Annotated in this window: 22 protein-coding genes and 1 riboswitch; of the genes, 19 read left to right on the forward strand and 3 right to left on the reverse strand. The window is 65.2% G+C overall.

From position 1 onward, the window contains the following. Positions 1-91 precede the first annotated feature (91 nt). The 19 genes from CAP37_RS02640 to CAP37_RS02730 all read left to right on the forward strand — a co-directional run bounded on the left by CAP37_RS02640 (position 92) and on the right by CAP37_RS02730 (position 14648). Positions 92-451, forward strand: a complete 360-nt coding sequence (locus CAP37_RS02640; RefSeq protein ID WP_086122740.1) for an FmdB family zinc ribbon protein — start codon at positions 92-94, stop codon at positions 449-451. A gap of 8 nt (positions 452-459) precedes the next feature. Next, the gene (locus tag CAP37_RS02645) at positions 460-1140 is read left to right on the forward strand and encodes a DUF502 domain-containing protein (RefSeq protein WP_086122741.1); all 681 of its coding nucleotides are present in this window, start codon (positions 460-462) and stop codon (positions 1138-1140) included. 48 nt (positions 1141-1188) lie between these two features. Further along, the gene (gene aspS, locus CAP37_RS02650) at positions 1189-2988 is read left to right on the forward strand and encodes an aspartate--tRNA ligase (RefSeq protein WP_086122742.1); all 1800 of its coding nucleotides are present in this window, start codon (positions 1189-1191) and stop codon (positions 2986-2988) included. 141 nt (positions 2989-3129) lie between these two features. Beyond that, positions 3130-3450 (forward strand): YqjD family protein, encoded by a 321-nt coding sequence (locus CAP37_RS02655; protein ID WP_086122743.1) that lies wholly within the window; start codon positions 3130-3132, stop codon positions 3448-3450. A 20-nt stretch (positions 3451-3470) separates the two neighbouring features. Further along, complete coding sequence (locus CAP37_RS02660; protein WP_086122744.1) at positions 3471-3842, forward strand: phage holin family protein; 372 nt, start codon at positions 3471-3473, stop codon at positions 3840-3842. Next, positions 3839-4141 (forward strand): YqjK family protein, encoded by a 303-nt coding sequence (locus tag CAP37_RS02665; RefSeq protein ID WP_086122745.1) that lies wholly within the window; start codon positions 3839-3841, stop codon positions 4139-4141. The genes CAP37_RS02660 and CAP37_RS02665 overlap by 4 nt, the downstream gene beginning before the upstream one ends. Before the next feature lie 7 nt (positions 4142-4148). Further along, positions 4149-4607, forward strand: a complete 459-nt coding sequence (nudB, locus tag CAP37_RS02670) for a dihydroneopterin triphosphate diphosphatase (RefSeq protein WP_086122746.1) — start codon at positions 4149-4151, stop codon at positions 4605-4607. A gap of 23 nt (positions 4608-4630) precedes the next feature. Further along, positions 4631-5359, forward strand: coding sequence for an endonuclease/exonuclease/phosphatase family protein (locus tag CAP37_RS02675; protein ID WP_086122747.1), 729 nt, complete (start codon positions 4631-4633; stop codon positions 5357-5359). Between the two features lie 47 nt (positions 5360-5406). Next, positions 5407-6672 carry a cardiolipin synthase ClsB gene (gene clsB / locus CAP37_RS02680; RefSeq protein ID WP_086122748.1) on the forward strand — a complete coding sequence of 422 codons (1266 nt, stop codon included), beginning with the start codon at positions 5407-5409 and terminating at the stop codon, positions 6670-6672. Continuing rightward, positions 6669-7697, forward strand: a complete 1029-nt coding sequence (locus CAP37_RS02685) for a ligase-associated DNA damage response exonuclease (RefSeq protein ID WP_256926858.1) — start codon at positions 6669-6671, stop codon at positions 7695-7697. The genes clsB and CAP37_RS02685 overlap by 4 nt, the downstream gene beginning before the upstream one ends. Continuing rightward, complete coding sequence (locus CAP37_RS02690) at positions 7694-9466, forward strand: ATP-dependent DNA ligase (protein ID WP_086122750.1); 1773 nt, start codon at positions 7694-7696, stop codon at positions 9464-9466. The genes CAP37_RS02685 and CAP37_RS02690 overlap by 4 nt, the downstream gene beginning before the upstream one ends. A gap of 69 nt (positions 9467-9535) precedes the next feature. Beyond that, positions 9536-10264 carry a GTP cyclohydrolase I gene (folE, locus tag CAP37_RS02695; protein ID WP_086122751.1) on the forward strand — a complete coding sequence of 243 codons (729 nt, stop codon included), beginning with the start codon at positions 9536-9538 and terminating at the stop codon, positions 10262-10264. Between the two features lie 25 nt (positions 10265-10289). Then, positions 10290-10712, forward strand: coding sequence for a BLUF domain-containing protein (locus tag CAP37_RS02700; RefSeq protein WP_086122752.1), 423 nt, complete (start codon positions 10290-10292; stop codon positions 10710-10712). Between the two features lie 8 nt (positions 10713-10720). Continuing rightward, the gene (locus CAP37_RS02705) at positions 10721-11554 is read left to right on the forward strand and encodes a DUF429 domain-containing protein (protein WP_086122753.1); all 834 of its coding nucleotides are present in this window, start codon (positions 10721-10723) and stop codon (positions 11552-11554) included. 74 nt (positions 11555-11628) lie between these two features. Continuing rightward, positions 11629-11820: riboswitch (FMN riboswitch) on the forward strand. Between the two features lie 90 nt (positions 11821-11910). After that, complete coding sequence (locus tag CAP37_RS02710; RefSeq protein ID WP_086122754.1) at positions 11911-12417, forward strand: 6,7-dimethyl-8-ribityllumazine synthase; 507 nt, start codon at positions 11911-11913, stop codon at positions 12415-12417. Between the two features lie 51 nt (positions 12418-12468). Continuing rightward, entirely contained in the window at positions 12469-13308 is an 840-nt protein-coding gene (locus CAP37_RS02715; protein WP_086122755.1) for a helix-turn-helix domain-containing protein, read from the forward strand. A 74-nt stretch (positions 13309-13382) separates the two neighbouring features. Further along, positions 13383-13826: a VOC family protein gene (locus CAP37_RS02720; protein ID WP_086122756.1), complete on the forward strand. Its 444-nt coding sequence runs from the start codon at positions 13383-13385 to the stop codon at positions 13824-13826. An 89-nt stretch (positions 13827-13915) separates the two neighbouring features. Beyond that, positions 13916-14137, forward strand: coding sequence for a hypothetical protein (locus CAP37_RS02725; protein ID WP_086122757.1), 222 nt, complete (start codon positions 13916-13918; stop codon positions 14135-14137). A gap of 4 nt (positions 14138-14141) precedes the next feature. Next, positions 14142-14648, forward strand: coding sequence for a thermonuclease family protein (locus CAP37_RS02730; protein WP_256926859.1), 507 nt, complete (start codon positions 14142-14144; stop codon positions 14646-14648). Positions 14649-14658: 10 nt separating this feature from the next. On the opposite strand, the gene CAP37_RS02735 is transcribed toward CAP37_RS02730, so the two are convergent. From CAP37_RS02735 to gpmA, 3 genes are all read right to left on the reverse strand, one after another. Further along, positions 14659-15411, reverse strand: a complete 753-nt coding sequence (locus CAP37_RS02735; protein ID WP_086122758.1) for a HesA/MoeB/ThiF family protein — start codon at positions 15409-15411, stop codon at positions 14659-14661. A 46-nt stretch (positions 15412-15457) separates the two neighbouring features. After that, the gene (locus CAP37_RS02740) at positions 15458-16933 is read right to left on the reverse strand and encodes a S41 family peptidase (protein WP_086124785.1); all 1476 of its coding nucleotides are present in this window, start codon (positions 16931-16933) and stop codon (positions 15458-15460) included. A 150-nt stretch (positions 16934-17083) separates the two neighbouring features. Next, a complete protein-coding gene (gene gpmA / locus CAP37_RS02745; protein WP_086122759.1) occupies positions 17084-17827 on the reverse strand; it encodes a 2,3-diphosphoglycerate-dependent phosphoglycerate mutase in 744 nt (247 codons plus the stop codon). Between the last annotated feature and the right edge of the window lie 6 nt (positions 17828-17833).

Here is a 17833-nt window from a genome sequence, read left to right on the forward strand (position 1 = left end):
ACGGGTTTTGTTCCACGCCCCGCGCGGGGACGTCTGGCGCGCCATTCGCGCCTCCTCTCGCGGCGCTCCCGCACCTCAACCGGTTCATGTCATGCCCATCTATGCCTACAAGTGCGAGTCCTGCGGCCATGCCAAGGATGTGTTGCAGAAAATGTCGGACGATCCGCTCAGCGTCTGCCCCGCATGCGGCAATGCCACATTCCGCAAGCAGGTGACCGCCGCCGGCTTCCAGCTCAAAGGCTCGGGCTGGTACGTCACCGATTTTCGCGAAGGGCAGAAGCCAGCTGCGAACGCCACGAGCGCGGCCACCGAAACCCCCAAGCCCGCCGGTGAATCCGCAACCCCAGGCGCAACCGACACATCGGCCGCACCTGCGTCTGCGCCCGCGCCGGCTGCTGCCGCCCCCGCGGCGCCCGCAGTCACGCCGGCCGCGCCCCCCTCATCCACCTGAGCGCCCTCATGCCGTCCATTCGCAAGTGGCTGTTCTCGGGCCTGCTGGTGCTGGTCCCCTTGATCGTCACCCTGTGGGTGCTCGAATGGGTCGTGAGCACGCTCGACCAGACCCTGCGCATCCTGCCCTCAAGCTGGCAGCCCGACCAGTTGCTGGGTGTGCACATTCCGGGGCTGGGCGTGGTGTTTGCGCTGGTGGTCGTGCTGTCCATCGGTGCACTGGCTTCCAACATCATCGGCAACAAACTCGTGCACTGGTGGCACGCGCTGCTGCACCGCATTCCCGTGGTGCGCTCGGTTTACTCGGGCGTGAAGCAGGTGTCCGACACCTTGTTCTCGGAGAAGGGCAACGCCTTCCGCAAGGCCTTGCTGGTGGAGTGGCCGCACGAGGGGATGTGGACCATCGCCTTTCTCACCGGCTCGCCCGCTGGCGACGTGTTGCGCCATCTGCAGGCCAAACCCGGTGGCATGGGCGAGTTCGATGAATTCCACAGCGTTTACGTGCCCACCACCCCCAACCCCACCGGTGGCTATTTCGTGATGGTGCGAAAGAGCGCCTGTGTGGAGTTGCAGATGAGCGTGGACGAAGCCCTCACCTACATCGTCTCCATGGGTGTGATCGTGCCCGGTGGTCCGAAGAATCCGAACCTCAAGCTGGCTGCCCCTGGCGCCAGCCATCCGTCTCCCTGATGTTTCCCGGCAGGCCCTTCCTGCGACTCTGTTGAAAGAAAAAATCAAATGGCCATGCGTTCCCACTATTGCGGTCTGGTGACCGAAGCCCAGCTGGGCGAAACCGTCAAGCTCTGTGGCTGGGTGAACCGTCGGCGCGATCACGGGGGCGTGATCTTCATCGACCTGCGCGACCGCGAAGGCTATGTGCAGGTGGTCTGCGACCCCGACCGCGCCGAGATGTTCAAGACCGCCGAGGATGTTCGCAACGAGTACTGCGTGCAAGTCACGGGCCTCGTGCGCGCACGCCCGGCCGGCACCACCAACGACAAGCTGAAGAGCGGCCAGATCGAGGTGCTGTGCCATGAACTCAAGGTGCTCAACCCTTCCGTCACGCCGCCGTTCCAGCTCGACGACGAGAACCTGTCCGAGACCACACGCCTCACCCACCGTGTGCTCGATCTGCGCCGTCCCTACATGCAGAACAACCTCATGCTGCGCTACCGCGTGGCCATGGAAGTGCGCAAGTTCCTCGATGCCAATGGCTTCATCGATATCGAGACGCCGATGCTGACCAAGAGCACGCCTGAGGGTGCCCGCGACTACCTGGTGCCCAGCCGGGTTCACGCAGGTCATTTCTTCGCCCTGCCGCAGTCCCCTCAGCTCTTCAAGCAGCTGCTCATGGTGGCCGGTTTCGACCGCTACTACCAGATCACCAAGTGCTTCCGCGACGAGGACCTGCGCGCTGACCGCCAGCCTGAGTTCACGCAGATCGACATCGAGACCTCGTTCCTGACCGAAGAGGATATTCGCGAGATGTTCCAGGGGATGATCAAGACGGTGTTCCAGAACACGCTGGGCGTGGACCTGGGCGAGTTCCCCATCATGGCGTACAGCGAAGCCATGCACCGCTTCGGCTCCGACAAGCCCGACCTTCGCGTGCAGCTCGAGTTCACCGAACTCACCGACGTGATGGGCGATGTAGACTTCAAGGTCTTCTCGGCACCCGCCACCATGAAGGGTGGCCGTGTGGTGGCGCTGTGTGTGCGCGGCGGTGGCGACATGAGCCGCAGCGAGATCGATGCCTACACCGAGTTCGTGAAGATTTACGGAGCCAAGGGCCTGGCCTGGATCAAGGTCAACGATCCCACCAAGGGCCGCGACGGGCTGCAGAGCCCGATCGTGAAGAACCTGCACGACAAGGCCGTGGCCGATGTGCTCTCACGCACGGGCGCCAAGGCCGGCGACATCATCTTCTTCGGCGCCGACAAGGCCAAGATCGTCAACGACGCCATCGGCGCGCTGCGCCTGAAGATCGGTCACAGCGAACTCGGCCGCAAGAACGGCCTGTTTGAAGACCGCTGGGCCCCGATGTGGGTGGTGGACTTCCCGATGTTCGAGCACGACGAGGAAGCCGACCGCTGGACGGCGGTGCACCACCCCTTCACCGCACCCAAGGACGGCCACGAGGACTGGATGGTCACCGCACCCGAGAAGTGCATTGCCAAGGGTTACGACATGGTGCTCAACGGCTGGGAGATCGGCGGTGGTTCGGTGCGCATTCACACTGCGGCGGTGCAGCAAAAGGTGTTCGACGCCCTCAAGATCTCGCCCGAAGAAGCTCAGCTCAAGTTCGGCTTCTTGCTGGACGCGCTTCAATACGGCGCGCCGCCCCACGGCGGCCTGGCCTTCGGTCTGGACCGCATCGTCACGCTCATGACCCGTGCGGAATCCATTCGCGATGTGATCGCCTTCCCCAAGACCCAGCGCGCCCAGTGCCTGCTGACCCAGGCACCAAGCCCGGTCGACGAAAAGCAACTGCGCGAGCTTCACATCCGCCTGCGCAACACCGAGGCGGTCAAAGCCTGACGATTCGCGTGCGGATTGGCAAAAAGGGCGCCAAAGGGGCGCCCTTTTTGTCTGGTATCGCACCGGTCTGGCCGGTTATCTGCCGGTATTTGTTTCGAACAGAGCGGGTTTGTTAGGATGACCTTTTGTAAGGAGTCCGCCATGAGCAGCCGCAACACCGAATCCATCGACCCCAAAGAGAAGCTCGTTGCCGATCTCCAGCGCGTCATTGCCGACGCCGAAGAGCTGATGCAGGCCACCGCCCACCAGACCGAGGGCAAAGTGGCCGAATTGCGAGATCGCATCAACGAGAACCTGCGCACCGCGCGCCACAAGCTGGCCGATGCGGAAGACGCCATCAAGGAAAAGACGCGTGAAGTGGCCCGCGCCACCGACGACTACGTGCACGAGCACCCCTGGCGAGCCATCGGCACGGCCGCCGGTGTGGGCCTGGTCATTGGTCTGTTGATCGGGCGCCGCTGAACCCGCCGCCGGGATCTCCCATGGCTTCGCCGCAACGCCTGTCTTCGTCGCTGCGCGGTCTCGCCAGCACCGTGCTCGAGCTGCTCCAGGTTCGCCTGGAGCTCTTCAGCGTGGAGGCGCAGGAAGAGGTGCTGCGCGTGGGCGCCTTGATGGTCTACGGTGCCGTGGCCGTCACTTTCCTCAGCCTGGGCCTGACCTTCCTGGCATTGTTTATCACCGTTGCCCTGTGGGACAGCCATCGTCTGCTGGCTTTGGGGATCTTCACGGCACTGTTCCTGCTGACCGGTGGTGTGGCCGCCTGGCTGGCACGCGAACGGGTGCGAAACGGCACCCGGCTGTTCTCGGCCAGCATTGAAGAGCTGCGGCAGGATCGCGAGGGACTGGGTTCATGAATCCGCGCGCCCGGGTGCTGGCACACCGCCGCGAGCGTCTCGTCAGGCGCTCCTCTTTCCTGCGCCAGCAGACCGAATTCGAAGTGCTTGGGCTGCAAAAAGCGTTCACCTGGATCGACCGGATTCAGGACGCCTGGCACTGGTTGCGCGCCAACCCGCTGGCGGTGGCCGGTGGCGTGGGCGCTCTTGCGCTCTGGCGGCCCAGGCGCGCTCTCGGGCTGGGTCTGCGGGCCTGGTCCATGTGGCGCCTGGCGCGCCGGGTGATCGCGCTGCGTGCTGCTTTCATGCCACCGCGCTGAACGCCACATGAAGATCCCCCAGTCGGTGCTGGTGGTGATCCACACGCCAGCGCTCGAGGTGTTGCTGATCGAGCGGGCAGATGCCCCGGGCTTCTGGCAATCCGTCACGGGCTCCAAGGACACGGAAGAGGAAGCGTTCGAAGAGACCGCGGTGCGCGAAGTGCGGGAAGAAACGGGGCTTGACGCGCGGGCACCTGGCCATGTTCTGAGCGACTGGGCGCTTGAGAACGTGTATGAAATTTACCCGCAATGGCGCCATCGCTACGCGCCCGGCATCACGCACAACACTGAGCACTTGTTCGGACTCTGCATTCCGCATGCGATGCCGGTGTTGCTCAGCCCGCGCGAGCACCGTGCCCAGATGTGGCTGCCTTGGGCCGAAGCGGCCGAGCGTTGTTTCTCCCCGTCCAACGCCGAGGCCATCACATGGCTCCCGCGCTTTGCGCGTGCGTTCACCGTCGGTTAACGACCTGATGGCATGATTTGCCCATGACCATTCTCCGTGTCGCCACCTACAACATCCACAAAGGCGTCCAGGGCCTTGGCCCGGCGCGCCGGCTGGAGATTCACAACCTGGCGCACGCGGTGGAGCAGTTCGATGCCGACATCGTCTGTCTGCAGGAAGTGCGCCGCCATCACCGCAAGCTCGAAAAGCACTTCACCCGCTGGCCCGATCTCGACCAGGCCAACTACCTGACGCCCGATGGCTACGAGTCGGTCTACCGCACCAATGCCACCACCCGCCATGGCGAACACGGCAACGCCTTGCTCTCGCGCTGGCCGGTGCTCGACAGCAAGCATTCCGACGTGTCCGACCACCGCTTCGAGCAGCGTGGCCTGCTGCACGTGCAACTCTTCATTGATGGTGTCGACGTGCATGTGGTGGTGGTGCACCTGGGACTGATCCACGCCAGTCGGGAACGCCAGGTTCAGCGGCTGGGCCATTACATCGCCACCGAGCTGCCCGAGACCGCTCCGCTGATCGTGGCGGGTGATTTCAACGACTGGGGCGCCCAGTTGCTCAAACCCATGGCGGCGCTCGGCCTTCGCACTTTCGAGGGCATCCGCCTGCCCACTTACCCTTCGCGCCTGCCCCTGTTGCACCTGGACCGCATTTTTGTGCGTGGCCTGCGTCCGCTCTCGGCACAAGTGCCGCACGGCAAGGTGTGGTCGCGCATGTCCGATCACCTTCCACTGATTGCCGAGCTGGAGCTGTGAGCACCGACCCTGCTGATCAACAGGCTCGAAGAGCCACACCCGGTGGCATGCGCGGCGGCCATCAGTTGTTGTTGCTGCAGGGCGGCGCCGAATTCTTTCCAGCCTTGGTCGATGCAATGGACGCGGCGCGCCAGGTGGTTCACCTCGAAACGTACATCTTTGAATTTGCGGGCTCGGCGCTCATGGTGGCCGAGGCACTGGAACGCGCGGCCCGCCGCGGCGTGGTGGTGCGCCTCGTGATTGATGGGGTCGGCTCACCCCGTGTGCCAGCCGAATGGCGCGAGCGCTTCGAGCGAGCGGGCGTGATGCTGTACATCTACGCGCCCCTGGGCCGCTTCGGCCTGCTGCTCCCCAGCCGTTGGCGGCGCCTGCACCGCAAGCTCTGCGTGGTGGATGGAACCGTGGGGTTTTGTGGCGGCATCAACATCATCGACGATCAGGACGACGTGGCGCTCGGTCGGCTCAGCGAGCCGCGACTGGATTTCTGCCTGCGTGTGGCAGGTCCGCTGGTGCAGGACATGTCGGACACCATGGAGCAGCTCTGGTGGCGCCTGCGCGCGGCGAGCAAGGCGCGGCAGCGTGAGTTCAAGGCGGCATGGGACGCCCTGCGTGAGTCCCGACCGGCGGGCGATTTTTCGCGCGTGCTGCGCAAGATTGAATCGCGGGCCGGCGCACTGGGAGAGCGGGACGCCACCGGGCTCGCCGACGAATCCGGGCCAGCTCCCCTGGGTGTGGACAGCGCACGCGCCTGCCTGCTTCTGCGCGACAACGTCGGCCACCGCCACGACATCGAACGCGCCTACCTCAAGGCCATCGGCGAGGCGCGGCACGATGTCGTGATCGCCAACGCCTATTTCATACCCGGGCGCAAGCTGCGGCGGGCCTTGATGATGGCTGCTGCGCGGGGTGTGCGGGTGCGGCTGCTGCTGCAAGGCAAGTACGAGCATTTCCTGCAGTACCGCGCGGCGCGTCCGGTGTATGCGCCGTTGCTGGAAGCCGGCATCGAGATCCACGAGTACGCCCCCAGCGCGCTGCACGCCAAGGTCGCCGTGGTCGACGATCGCTGGTCCACCGTGGGGTCCACCAACCTGGACCCGCTGTCCATGCTGCTGGCCCGCGAGGCCAACGTCATGACCAACGACCGCCGCTTTGCCAGCCTGCTGCTGGGTTATCTGGACAGCATCATGCTCAATGCCGGACACACCCTGGACGTCAAGACACTCAGCAGCCGGCCATGGCACCAGCGACTGCTGGACCGCGTGGCCTTCGGCATCATGCGAACCACGCTCTTCCTCACCGGCCACCGATATTGAAGCCCGACCTCATCGTCCAGCGCCCCGAGGGGCTGTATTGCCCGCCGGGAGATTTCTACATCGATCCCTGGCGTCGTGTGGACCGGGCCGTGATCACGCATGCGCATGCCGACCACGCGCGCGTGGGGCACGCACACTACCTGGCCACTGCGGTGTCCGAAGGTTTGCTGCGCTCGCGGCTGGGATCGGACATCACCCTGCAAGGCCTGGCCTATGGCGAGGAGGTGGTGCACAACGGCGTGCGCATTTCGTTGCACCCGGCGGGCCACGTGCTGGGGTCGGCGCAGGTGCGGCTGGAGCATGAAGGCCAAGTGTGGGTGGCGAGTGGCGACTACCGGCCCACCCCCGCGGGCGCTGTGCCCGATCACACCTGCGCACCCTTCGAGCCGGTGCGTTGCCATGTCTTCATCACCGAGTCCACGTTCGGCCTGCCCATTTACCGCTGGCGCCCCGACGCCGAACTGTTCGCGCAGATCAACCAGTGGTGGGCCGACAACGCCGCCGCCGGGCGCGCCAGCGTGCTGGTGTGCTACAGCCTGGGAAAAGCGCAGCGCATTCTGGGCGGGGTGGACCCCTCCATCGGCACCATCGTGTGCCATGGCGCCGTCGAGCCGCTCAACCGGGCTTACCGAGCGGCTGGTGTGGCGCTGCCTGAGACGGTGGCGGTCACCGAAATTGCGGACCCGGCCTTGTTGCGCCGCGCGCTGGTGCTGACGCCGGGTAGCGCGCTGGGTACGCCGTGGATTCGCCGCTTCGGCGATTTTTCCGATGCCTTTGCCAGCGGCTGGATGCAGGTGCGTGGCATGCGCCGGCGCGGCGGGCACGACCGCGGATTCGTGCTCAGCGATCATGCCGACTGGCCGGGTCTGCTCGGCGCCATCGAGGCCACTGGTGCCGAGCGCGTCGTCGTCACCCATGGCAGCGCGGTCGAACTGGTGCGACACCTGAGCGAGCAAGGCCTTCGGGCTGAAGAGTTCCACACCGAGTACGGCGACGATCAAGAAGCTCGCGCCGAAACCGCATGAACCGCTTTGCCGCGCTGTTTGCCGAGCTCGATGCCAGCACCGCCACCAGCGCCAAGCTGGCCGCGCTGCAGCGCTACCTGGCTGAGGTGGACGATGATGATGCGGCTTGGGCGGTGTACTTTCTCTCGGGCGGCAAGCCCCGCCAGCTCATCAAGACGGCCCGTTTGCGAGCGCTGGCCACCAAAGCGGCCGGTCTTTCCGATTGGCTGTTTGAAGCTTGCTACCAGACCGTAGGCGATCTGGCCGAAACCATCGCGCTGGTGCTGCCCGATGCGGCCGATGCTGGCGGCATGGAAGTCCCGCTGAGTCAATGGATGAACGAGCGCCTGCTGCCGCTGCGAGGTCAGGACGACGACACCGTGGCCCGCGCCCTGGAGGCCTGGTGGGGCGAGCTCAATCCTGTGGGGCGCTTCCTTCTGGTCAAACTGGTGGGTGGCGGCTTCCGGGTGGGAGTGAGCAAGCTGCTGGTGCAGCGCGCCATCGCCGCCCATGCGGGGCTCGATGCCCGCCACGTGGCCGCCCGCATGATGGGCTACACCGACAGCCAGCGCGCGCCCAGCGCGGCCATGTACCGCGCGCTCATCTCGGGTGCAGAGGCCCACGAGGCGGAGCCCAGCCAGCCGTACCCCTTTTTCCTCGCCAGCGCGCTCGATGCCGACGCCGCCGTGAACCTGCGCGCGCAGGGGGCGGTGGGGGATTGGCTTGCCGAGTGGAAGTTCGATGGCATCCGCGGTCAGATCGTCAAGCGGGCCGGGCGGGTATGGGTGTGGTCGCGCGGCGAGGAACTGATGAGCGAGCGCTTTCCCGAGTTGCTTGCGCTGGCGCAGCGCTGGCCCGATGGCACCGTGGTCGACGGTGAAATCCTGGTGTGGGACGGTTCCTCCGACGAGCCTCTGCTGCCCGGCAGCGAGAGACCCGGGCGACCCGCGCCGTTTGCCTTGCTGCAGCAGCGCATCGGCCGCAAGATTCTTGGCCCCAAGGTGCTGGCCGACGCGCCCGTGAGCTTCATGGCTCACGACCTGCTGGAGGCGGCGGGCGAAGACCTTCGTGGTCTGCCGCAACACCAGCGCCGTTCGCGGCTGGAGGTGTTTGCGCGTTCTGTGGATGACGTGCCAGGGCCGCGCATGTGGCTGTCGCCCGTGCTTGGAGCCGACACATGGGAGGCGCTCGCCGCGCTGCGCGTGCAGGCCCGCGAACTGGGTGTCGAAGGTCTCATGCTCAAGCACCGCGACAGCGTCTATGGAACGGGTCGCCAGAAGCGTGCTGGCGAGGGTGGGTTAATGGCCTGGTGGAAGTGGAAGCTCGATCCGCTCACCGTGGACGGTGTGCTGATCTACGCTCAGGCCGGCCATGGCCGCCGCGCTTCGGTGTACACCGATTACACGTTTGCCGTCTGGAACCGTGCGCCCGTCGATGCGGCCGAAGCGCAAGCCGTGGTCGCGGCGATCGCGGAGCGCCGGCCGGCCGACCCCGAGGGCCTTCAACTCGTGGCCTTCACCAAGGCCTACTCGGGGCTGAGCGACGAGGAGTTCGATCGAGTCGACGCGGTGATCCGCAAGACCACACTGGAGAAGTTTGGCCCGGTGCGCAGTGTGCGGCCCACGCTGGTGTTCGAGCTGGCGTTTGAGGGGATCGCGCGCAGCGCACGCCACAAGAGTGGTGTCGCCCTGCGCTTCCCGCGCATGCAGCGTCTGCGGCCTGACAAACCGCTGCACGAGGCCGACACCCTGCAGGCCCTGGAGCGCCTGTTGTTGGCCCCTTCGGGCTGAAAACCCCCTGCTTGCAGGGCGCTATTTTTCCCATGCGGTGTGGTCATAAGTCCGGTGTTAGCATGCGCCATGCTGATGAAAGCCGAATCCGACATGACCCCCGCCGCCCCTTCAGACGACGACATCGGCGTGCCCGTTTCTGTGAAGATCCGGGAGCGCGTCAAGGCCGCTCGCAAGCGTTTTCACTCCAACGACAACATCGCCGAATTCATCCAGCCGGGTGAGCTCGACCAGTTGCTGGAGGAAGTGACCGTGCACATGCAGGGCGTGCTCGATGCCATGGTGATCGACACCGAGAACGACCACAACACCGGCGACACCGCGCGCCGCGTGGCCAAGATGTACCTCAAGGAAGTGTTCAACGGCCGCTACGTGCACGGCCCGAGCGTCACCGAGTTCCCCAATGCCGAGCACCTGAACGAGCTCATGATCGTGGGCCCGATCACCGTGCGCAGCGCGTGTAGCCACCACTTCTGTCCTGTCATTGGCCGCATCTGGATCGGCGTCATGCCCAACGAGCACACCAACGTGATCGGCTTGTCCAAGTACGCACGCATGGCCGAGTGGATCATGGGCCGGCCGCAGATCCAGGAAGAAGCGGTGGTGCAGCTGGCCGACCTGATCCAGGAAAAAACCCAGCCCGATGGCCTGGCCATCGTGATGGAGGCCAGCCACTACTGCATGGCCTGGCGAGGTGTGAAGGACATGGACAGCAAGATGATCAATTCGGTCATGCGCGGCGTGTTCCTCAAGGACTCCAACCTCCGGCGAGAATTCCTCGCGCTCATTCCCCGCTGAACCCCACCCTGCGAAGAAGAACCCCATGCTTGTACGCCTGCTCTACGTCAGTCGCGCGGTCGACAAAGACGCCAAGGCCATTGAATCCATCCTGGAAGCCTCGCGCTCGCACAACATGGGCAACGGCATCACCGGTGTGCTGTGTTACGGCGGTGGCGTGTTCCTGCAAGCCATCGAAGGTGGCCGCACTGCCGTCAACACGCTCTACAACCACATCGTGGCCGACCCTCGCCATGCGGGCGTGGAGCTGCTGCACTACGAAGAAATTTCAGAGCGCCGGTTTGGTGGCTGGACCATGGGCCAGGTGAACCTCTCCAAGCTCAACACGTCCATCGTGCTGAAGTATTCCGAGCGACCTGAGTTCGATCCCTATGCCGTTTCGGGCAAGGTTTCGCTGGCGTTGCTCGAAGAGCTGATGGCCACGGCCAGCATCATCGGTCGCGCCTGAGCGGCGACGTGAATCCGCTTCTGCTCGGGTGCGATTTCACCAGCGCACCGAGCCGCCGAAAACCCATCACGCTGGCCGTAGGCCATGTCGATCGGGGCCGCGTCTGGCTCGACGCCGTGGAGCGGTTTGAAACGCTCGAAGCCTGGAGCCAGCGCCTGGCCGCTCCGGGTGAATGGGTCGGCGGCTTCGATCTTCCCTTCGGACTTCCGCGTGAACTCGTCACCACGCTGGGCTGGCCCACCGAATGGGCCGCCTGCATGGCTCACTACGCTGCGATGTCACGCCCCGATATTCGCGACGCCTTCTCGGCGTTTTGCCATGCGCGGCCCGTGGGTGGCAAGTTCGCCCACCGCGCCACCGACGGCCCGGCCGGCTCCAGCCCGAGCATGAAATGGGTCAACCCACCGGTGGCCTACATGCTGCACGCCGGTGTACCGCGGCTCATGGCCGCCGGCGTGACGCTGCCTGGCCTGTGGCCCGGCGACGGCAAGCGCGTGGGACTGGAGGCGTATCCGGGCCTTCTCGCGCGCAGTGTGCTGGGCACGGTTTCGTACAAGAGCGACGATAGAGCCCGCCAGACGCCAGATCGCCTGATCGCACGCAAGACGCTGATCAATGCACTGGAGAACGGCCAGGCGCCGCTGCTGGTCGCCTGTGGCTTGCGCCTGCGTCTCACCCACGGCCAGCGCGATGCGCTCGCCGACGACGCCAGCGGCGACAGCCTGGACGCCGTGCTGTGCCTGCTGCAGGCGGCGTGGGCACGGCATCAACACGGTGCGGGGCATCCGCAATGGGGCTTGCCGGCGTTCGATCCGCTGGAGGGCTGGATCGTCAGCGCCTGAGCCTTCAACCCGCGCGACAGTGGGGTCGGCCACCCCTGCCTACAATTCGCGGGTCCGGCCAGCGTGCCGGACAACAGCGTTCTCAGGGCGGGGTGAGATTCCCCACCGGCGGTGATGGTGGCGTGGCGACACGACCACACGAGTGCCGCGAGCGCCCATGTGCCGATTCATTTCGGTGCCTGGGGTCAGCAGACCCGGTGAGATCCCGGGACCGACGGTAAGGTGTCTGGCAACAGGCTCCAGAGTCCGGATAAAAGAGAGCGCGAGCCGTTTGCCCCGGTGGTGCTTGCGCGCCGCCGGCTGGCATTCGCGCTTGTGCGCCCTGATTTTTTGGCCAATCCCGACTCGAGGACACCATGAATCAGTCAGAAGCTTCCCTTACTCCTCCCACCGTTCAACTGCCGGGCGATCTGCGCTTTGCCTTCGTCGAAGCGTCCTGGCACGCCGATATCGTGCACCAGGCGCGCGACGCCTTTTTTGCAGAAATGGCTCGAAACGGCTTCGACACCCATGCCATCGACGTGTTCGACGTACCCGGTGCGTTCGAGATCCCGCTGCACGCGCAGCGGCTGGCCCGTTCGGGCCGCTACGCCGCCGTGGTCGGCAGCGCATTGGTGGTCGACGGCGGCATCTACCGCCACGACTTCGTTTCGCAGACGGTGGTGCAGGCGCTGATGGACGTGCAGCTCGGTACCGGCGTGCCCATGATCTCGGCCGTGCTCACACCGCACCACTTTCACGAGCACGCCGAGCACCGCAAGTACTTCCTGCGGCACTTTGCCGTGAAGGGCACCGAAGCCGCGCAGGCCTGCCTGCAGACCGTGGCCGGGCTGCGGCGGCTCGACGAGCGCCTGAGCGCCTGATACGCTGGCGCTTCCGGGGCCGTTGATGCGGCCTGTTGAGAGGCCTCCGCCATGACATTGCAGCGCCTTCCCACGCCCGCCCTGCGGCCCTTCGTGGCCATGGTGTGGTCGAGCGAAGGCGGTGCCACAAGTGGCGGCGAACCATGGGCGCGCGAACACACATTGCCCACCGGCCTGATGCACCTCGTCCTGCGCATGACCGACAGCCCATTGCACATCGCAGACCCTCAACGCGACGGCGTGGCCAAGCCCGTGGCCACTGCGCTGGTGGGGGGTGCGCGCTCAAGTTTCTATGTGCGGGAGTTTTCTGGTCGCGCGTGCTCGGTGGGTGCCGTGCTGCGCCCGGGCGCGGCACAGTGTCTGTTTGGCGTGGGTGCGGACGAACTCGCCGAGCGCCACACGCCGCTGGAAGATCTTTGGAACGCCGATGCTCCTCGCCTGCGGTCACGTTTGCAGGAGAGCCATCGTGCCGAAGACCGTCTGGCCTTGCTTGAGGCCGCGCTTGAGACCCGCCTTCCGCGAGTGCGAGGCCTGCACCCCGCGATCGCCGCCGCTCTGGCTGAAAGGCCCGGCGCATGGAGCGTCGCGGATGCCGTGCGCCACAGCGGCGTGAGCCACCGACGCTTCATCGAGCTGTTCCGGCAGTCTGTGGGCTTGCCACCCAAGACCTGGCTTCGGGTGCAGCGTTTCCAGCAGGTGCTCTCGGCCCTCGGGCGGGGCGTACACGAGCCGCTGGCCGCTCTGGCGGCGGATGCCTGCTACAGCGATCAATCGCATTTCAACCGCGATTTTCTGGCGTTCACCGGTGTTACGCCGCAGGCCTATCGCCGCGTCTCGCCTCCACATGCCAACCACCTGCCTGTTGAGAGCTTGCCCGCGCGACGGATTTGAGGTCAATTTTTTTCTATACGTCTCTGCAGTGCATGGGGAAGATGCCGGCTTTCTACAACTTCCCGAGGTGACTCATGAAAATTGAAGAAGTTTTTGCCTACCTGTGCGTGTCCGATACCGCAGCCGCCATCGATTTTTACCAGCGCGCGTTCGGCGCGAGCGAAAAATTTCGCCTGACCGAACCCAGTGGCCGCATCGGCCACGCCGAGATGGCGTTTGGCGCCATGACAGTGATGGTGTGCGACGAGTTTCCGGAATACGGCATCCGCAGTGCGTCGTCCATCGGTGCGACACCGGTGTCCATTCACCTGCACGTGGACAACGCCGATCGCATGATCGAACACGCGCTGGCGGCGGGCGCCACGCTGGAGCGTGAGGCCCAGGACGCGTTCTACGGTGAGCGTTCGGGCGTGGTCCGCGATCCGTTCGGCCATCGCTGGTTGATCGGCCACGCCATTGAAGACGTGAGCACCGACGAAATGCAGCGCAGGTACACGCGTCTGTTCGACGCCACCTGAGCACGGCGTTTGATGCATCATCGGCACTGCGCTGCGTGGCGGCCATACCGGACGCACCACGGAAGCGCATGAACAAATAGGAAATCTCCATGAACACAGCCAAGTTGGTCGGCATCATCCTCATCGCAGCCGGCGTCATCGGTCTGGTCTATGGCAGCTTCAGCTACACCAAGGACACCTCGGCCGTGAAACTCGGCCCGGTTGAATTGACCGTGAAGGAAAAGGAAACCGTCAACGTGCCGGTGTGGGCCGGTGTGGGCGCCATCGTGGTCGGCGGCCTTTTGCTGGTCATGGGCGGCAAGAAGGGTTGAAAGGTTGCGCAGGCTGGTCCTGTACCTGTGGCTCTTCACCTGTGGCGCGGCCGGCGCGCAGGCAAGCGCGCCCAGCGAAGGCGATGTCTATGCAGCGCGCGTGAGCCGCGTGTTCGATGGCGACACCCTTTGGGTCAAACCGGTGTCGGGCGGGCGCTACCGCAAGCTTCGCCTGGACGGCATTGACGCCCCCGAGATCTGCCAGGCGGGAGGTGAGCTGGCACGCGATGCGCTGGCTTCTCGCGTGCTGAACCAGGTGGTGCAGGTGCGCGTGAGGAGCCACGACGACTACGGACGCGGGCTGGCGCGCATCAGCCACGGCGACGAAGATGTGGGCGGCTGGCTGGTCTCGCGCGGGCTTGCCTGGTCGTACCGCTGGGGCCGAAGCCCCGGACCCTATGCCCGGCAGGAAGAGGCGTCGCGCAAGGCTGGGCTGGGTGTGGTGGCCGACGCGGCGTCCGAGTTGCCGCGCGACTTTCGTCGTCGCCACGGGCCGTGCCACTTGCCCTGATGGCGAAATATCAGGGACGTGCCGCGCAGACCTTGCAATGCGGATTGCGGGGCAATGCGATCTGGTGCACGCCCATGTCGCGAGCATCCAGCATGAGCAACTGGCCAGCGAGCCGAGAACCCAGGCCGGTGAGCAGCTTGAGTGCCTCGGCCGCCTGCATGCTGCCCACGATGCCGACCAGCGGCGCGAACACGCCCAGGGTGGCGCAGCGCGTTTCTTCCAGTCCGGCGTCGTGGGGAAACACGCAGGCGTAGCATGGTCGATCGGCATCGCGGGTGTCGTACACGCTGAGCTGTCCGTCCATGCGGATGGCCGCGCCGGAGACCAGCGGCCTGGCGTGCTTCACGCAAGCGCGGTTGATGGCGTGCCGGATGGCGAAGTTGTCGGTGCAGTCCAGCACCACGTCGGCTTGCGATACCAGCGCATCGAGCAGCGCTTCGTCGGCGCGTTGCACCAGGGGCGTCACGCGGACGTCGGGATTGATGGCCGCGATGGCATCGCGCACCGACTCGGCCTTGGGGTGGCCCACGCGGGCCAGATTGTGCGCAATCTGCCGCTGCAGGTTGGTCTCGTCGACCACGTCGTGGTCCACCACGGTGATGCGGCCTACGCCAGCGCTGCCCAGGTACAGCGCCACCGGCGAACCCAATCCACCTGCGCCAATGATCAGCGCATGCGAAGTGAGCAGTTTTTCCTGACCCTCGATGCCGAGCTCGTCGAGCAGGATGTGGCGCGAATAGCGCAGGAGCTGGGCGTCGTCCAAGGCAGTGTCCCAGGGCGTGCCCGCAGGCAGCCGCCCTGCGTGGGCGTCAGTTTTCCTTCTTCTCGGGTGTACGCACTTCCAGCGTCTTGCTCACCAGCACCGGGCGACCCTTGAGCTGGTTGAGCGCCTGCTGAAGCTGGAAGTCCTTGTCGCTGCCGAACTCGGGCACGAGGCGCTGTCCGGGGTTCTTGCGGGCTTCTTCTTCCACACGCTTGCGTGCGATCTCTCGGGCTTCGTCGCGCTGCTGCTCTTCGGCACGCCGTGCATCCGTCATTGGCGCTTCGGCCGGGTCTTTGCCATTGCCCAGGTGCTTCTGGAGGTCCGCCTCACGCGTGCGAAGCGCTGCGAACACGTTGCCTTCCACGGTCTCGTCGACCATCACGTTTGGCACGATGCCCTTCGCCTGGATGGAGTTGCCCGATGGCGTGTAGTAGCGCGCGGTGGTGAGCTTCAGGCCGGTGTCCGGCGTGAGCTGACGCACCGTCTGCACCGAACCCTTGCCGAAGGTCTGGCTGCCCAGGATGATGGCCCGCTTGTGGTCCTGCAGGGCGCCAGCGACGATCTCGCTGGCCGAGGCCGAGCCTTCGTTGACCAGCACCACCATCGGCACGCGCTTGAGCGCACCCTTGGTGTTTTCGGTCAGGCGCTTGATGGGATCGGTGCCGCCACGGCGCAGGTAGTGCTGCGGGATCGCCTTGTAGACGAACTTGCTGTCTTCGAGCTGTCCATTGGTGGACACCACGGTCACGTTCTCGGGCAGGAACGCCGCAGACAAGGCCACGGCGGCATCGAGCAGGCCACCCGGGTCGTTGCGAAGGTCCAGCACCAGGCCTTTGAGGTTGGGTTCTGCCTTGTAGATGTCTTCGAGCTTGCGGGCGAAGTCTTCGATGGTGCGTTCCTGGAACTGAGACACACGCACCCAGGCGTAACCAGGCTCGACCACACGCGATTTCACGCTCTGCGTCTTGATTTCCTCGCGCGTGATGGTGACCGGGAACGTGCGATCCTCGTCCTTGCGGAAAATGGTCAGCAGCACCTTGGTGCGCGGCTCGCCACGCATGAGTTTGACGGCGTCGTTGATCGTCAGGCCCTTGACCGCGGTGTCGTCGATCTTGGTGATCAGGTCGCCCGACTTGAGGCCAGCGCGGAAGGCGGGGGAGTCTTCGATGGGTGAGACCACCTTGACCAGGCCGTCTTCCATGGAGATCTCGATGCCCACGCCAACAAAACGGCCACTCGTGCCTTCGCGGAATTCCTTGTAGGACTTCTTGTCGAAGTACTGGGAATGGGGATCCAGGCTGGCCACCATGCCGGAAATGGCCTCGGAGATGAGCTTCTTCTCATCGACCGGTTCCACATAGTCGGTCTTGACCATGCCAAAGACAGCCGCGAGCTGTTGCAACTCTTCCAGCGGCAGAGGCGCGAGCGTGCCGCGCGCGACCGCCTGGAGTTGAACCGTGGTGAGCGCTCCAGCCACCGCACCAATGGCCACCCAGCCTGCAATCTTCAGCTTGTGACTCACCTGTTTTGCCATCGAGATACCCCAATTAAGACGCCCGTGCAGGGCCTGCAAGACCCTCTCGGGCCAATATACACCTTGGAGCAAGGCGGGATGGGTCGGTTCCCCAAGTCGCGTATTGGTTATTTGAAGCGGGCGTGACGGATCACCCGATCACGCTTTGCCTTGCGCCGCAACCGAGGCCGCAGCCCTGGCCACCGCCTCGGCGTCGCCCAGGTAGTAGTGCTTCAGGGGGCGCAACTCGGCATCGAGTTCGTAAACTAGAGGGATGCCGTTGGGGATGTTCAGGCCGACGATGTCGGCGTCAGAGATGCCGTCGAGGTACTTCACCAGGGCGCGGATGCTGTTGCCGTGCGCCGCCACAACGACTCGCTTGCCGGAGCGGATGGCCGGTGCCATGGCCTCGTTCCAGAACGGCAGCACACGCGCCACGGTGTCCTTGAGGCACTCGGTGAGCGGAATTTCTTCGGGTTTGAGGCGGTCGTACCGCCGGTCGCCGCGCTCGCTGCGTGGGTCGCCCGGTTCCAGCGGCGGCGGCGGGGTGTCGTAGCTGCGGCGCCAGACCAGCACCTGTTCGTCACCATACTGACGCGCCATGTCGGCCTTGTTCAGGCCTTGCAGTGCTCCATAGTGGCGCTCGTTGAGTCGCCAGCTGTGCACCACTGGAAGCCAGGTGCGGTCCATTTCATCGAGCACATGCCACAGCGTGCGTGTGGCGCGTTTGAGCACGCTGGTGTAGGCCAGGTCGAAGTCGTAGCCCTCTGCCTTGAGCAGCCGGCCGCCGGCCTTGGCCTGCTCCAGGCCGGTCGGGGTCAGGTCCACGTCGGTCCAGCCGGTAAAGCGGTTTTCGAGGTTCCAGGTGGATTCGCCGTGGCGGATCAGGACGAGTTTGTGCATGGGAAA

The organism is Hydrogenophaga sp. IBVHS1 (assembly GCF_002127265.1).
GTDB lineage: Bacteria > Pseudomonadota > Gammaproteobacteria > Burkholderiales > Burkholderiaceae_C > Hydrogenophaga.